Origin of the sequence: Faecalicoccus sp., assembly GCF_036552745.1 — a bacterium.
GTDB lineage: Bacteria > Bacillota_I > Bacilli_A > Erysipelotrichales > Erysipelotrichaceae > Faecalicoccus.
Window position 1 is genome coordinate 1 of record NZ_JAXKBY010000202.1, and the last position, 2,885, is coordinate 2,885.

The following is a 2,885-nucleotide window of genomic DNA, read 5'->3' on the forward strand; positions in this document are numbered from 1 at the left end:
CCTTTAGTAAAATCGGTGTAATGATCGTAGTAAAGACCACACACAATAAAACCGGTGTCACAAAGAAATTTGGAAAGATTCCCAACGCCATTCCTTTATTGGCGACAATCAAAGCAACTTCACCACGCGATACCATTCCACAGCCAATTCGTATCGCCTGTGATTTTGAATAGTGGCAAAGCAATGCGCCAAGTCCACATCCAACAACTTTACTCAATAAAGCAATCACACACAATAATAAGATAAGCAGCAATACAGATCCCGAAAAATTAAATGGTTCCAGTTTTAAACCGATACTGGCAAAGAATACCGGTGATATCAACAAATAAGAAAGCGTTCCGATTCTTTTTGTCACATAGGCGCATTGGCTGGTTCCTGATATGATCAAGCCTGCCACAAAAGAACCGGTAATATCGGCAACGCCAAAAAACTCCTCGGAGACAAAAGCCATAATCAAGGCAAACGCAAAACTGATGATGGAATATCTTTGCAGTCCGCCACGGGAATCATGATCAAACCACCAGGCAAAAACTTTATGTAGTAAAACACCAACGATAATGGCAAAGATGAAAAACAAAACGATCTTCAATAAGACAATGCCTACGTTTACCGAACTATCAGCTAAACCGGAGACGATCGTAAGCGCAATGATACCCAACACATCATCGATCACGGCAGCAGCTAGGATTGCATTACCGCTGGTCGTTTTCATAGCGCCCATTTCTTTCAAGGTTTCAACCGTGATACCTACAGAAGTAGCCGTCAGAATAACACCTAAAAATAAGTTACCGATCCAGGCTTCCGGCCCCACGTTATAGAATGTCGCAATCCAATATCCAAGACCTAAAGGAACCAATACACCTAAAACGGCAATCACCAAAGCCTTTAATCCGGCTTTTTTCAAATCGGTAATACTGGTTTCCAAACCGGCACCAAACATTAAAACGATGACTCCAATCTCAGAAAGAGAAGAAATCAAATTACTTGGCTGAACCCAGTTTAAAACGGCCGGCCCAAGAATGATACCGGCAAGCAGGGCACCGACAACAGCCGGCATCCTTAGTTTTCTTGTGAATAAACCAAATGCCTTTGTCCCTAATAAAATCAGGGCAATATCTAATAAATAACGATAATCACTCATATCTATTTCTCCTCACATAGAAGGGATTATACTCCTATCCCTTCTATCCTTCAAGCTAGAACGATATCGGTATGGTAAATTCTTTGTTTGCGATCGGTAAATCCACATCGCCGATCTCTAAATGATACGCACATAAAGAATAGCCCTTTTGGCTTCCCTTATAGCCATATTTGATATCACCGCAAAGCGGATAGCCTAAATATGCCATACTGGCACGAATTTGATGAAATCTTCCTGTTTCCAAAAAGATCTGAACAATAGAATATTCTTTTTGTCTTTTTAATACCTTTACATGCATTCGAGCTTCTTTATAGCCCGGCTTTGCCTCTGCCGCAACAAGTGCCTTAGTCTCCTGTTTTTTGATATAACAAAGAACTTCCTTTGTATCCCATAAAGGTATTCCTTCAATCCTGGCACAATATACCTTGTGAACTTTATGACAAGCGATCGCATCATTCATTAAACGTAGGGCTCTGGCATTTTTTGCCGCCAGGATCAAACCAGATGTATTTTTATCCAAACGATGACAGATTGCCGGGGCAAAGCTGTTCTCTCTTTGCGGATCATATTCCTTTTTCTGAACTAAATAATACTGTATGCGATTGACCAATGTATCCTGCAAGCCTTTTTCATCACTTTGTGAAAGCAAGCCTGCCGGCTTGTTGACCAGCACAATATCATCATCTTCATAGACAACAGCAATACTTCCGGTATTCACAGGACAAGCCTTCTGTCTGGTTTCTAAAAATTCATAAGGAAGAAATAAAAGAATCGAATCACCCTCCTGCAGCTTTTGATCATATGTGCAGCGCTTACGATTGACTTTGATCTTCTTATTGCGAATGGCTTTATACATCATCGATTTTGTCAATGTCGCATAATGTTTTTGAAGAAAGCGATCCAGTCGTTGTCCGGCATCATTTACCCCGATCTTAATTTCCTGCATAAATGACCTCTAAACACTCTTTTAATGAATCGAGCACAGGCACACCTGCCTGCTGTAAACGCTCTTTTGATTGATGTCCGGTCGTCACCAGCAGGCATTTACCGCCAGCCTGACTGGCCACTTCATAATCATGTAAGCTATCACCTACAAACCAAACTTCATCTTCTTTCTGGCATGTCTTCATATATGCTTTTGCCAGTTCCAGTTTACTGTGTGCATAAATGTCTTCGATTCCATAAATGCGATCTACTCTTTCCTGTACATCGTTTTTTTGAATCTGCGCCAACAAATAATCTTTTTTACTGGCTGAAAGAATTGTTTGTTCCATTTGTAAAGATCTGGCCTGTGTTAATACTTGATAAGCATCCTGTACTAATGCGCAGTCATAGCTCTTTTCCTGATAGTATTCCATATATTCGTGAGCCAGTGTTTCAAAAGAAGTTTTTGTGAAGTCAAAGCCAATTGCGCGATAATAGTTTTCAATCGGAAAGCCAAATACTTTGCGATAGGCTTCTTTATCCGGTAGACAGGACAAACCATGATGAACTAATAAAGTATTGATGCATTCCAAACACAAATCGATATCATCAAGCAAAGTTCCGTTCCAGTCCCATACAATTTTTTTCATTTTGATCACCGTAATGATTATAGCATGCTTACAAAAAGTGAACAGTATTGTGAATTTGTTAGCAATTTAGTAGTTACGCATGAAAAATAAAATGGCTTAAATAAACGAAATCGGAAACTCTATTAAAGAATTTCCGATTTTTTTATGGGCTCAGATGGCAATATTAAAAA

General features: G+C 39.7%; 3 protein-coding genes. All 3 read right to left on the reverse strand.

What is annotated here, in order from left to right:
• A partial coding sequence (locus tag U0M88_RS09495; RefSeq protein WP_331869657.1) for a cation:proton antiporter occupies positions 1 to 1,141 on the reverse strand: 1,141 nt, incomplete at its 3' end.
• A gap of 55 nt (positions 1,142 to 1,196) precedes the next feature.
• On the reverse strand, positions 1,197 to 2,087 hold the full coding sequence (locus tag U0M88_RS09500; RefSeq protein WP_331869658.1) for an RluA family pseudouridine synthase: 891 nt from the start codon (positions 2,085 to 2,087) through the stop codon (positions 1,197 to 1,199).
• Positions 2,074 to 2,715, reverse strand: a complete 642-nt coding sequence (locus tag U0M88_RS09505) for an HAD family hydrolase (RefSeq protein ID WP_331869659.1) — start codon at positions 2,713 to 2,715, stop codon at positions 2,074 to 2,076. Before U0M88_RS09505 ends, U0M88_RS09500 begins: the two co-directional genes overlap by 14 nt.
• Positions 2,716 to 2,885: the final 170 nt, after the last annotated feature.

Excerpts from the sequence above, each read along its gene's own strand:
- U0M88_RS09500 (WP_331869658.1), bottom strand. The coding sequence starts at position 2,087 with ATGCAGGAAATTAAGATCGGGGTAAATGATGCCGGACAACGACTGGAT.
- U0M88_RS09505 (WP_331869659.1), bottom strand. The coding sequence starts at position 2,715 with ATGAAAAAAATTGTATGGGACTGGAACGGAACTTTGCTTGATGATATC.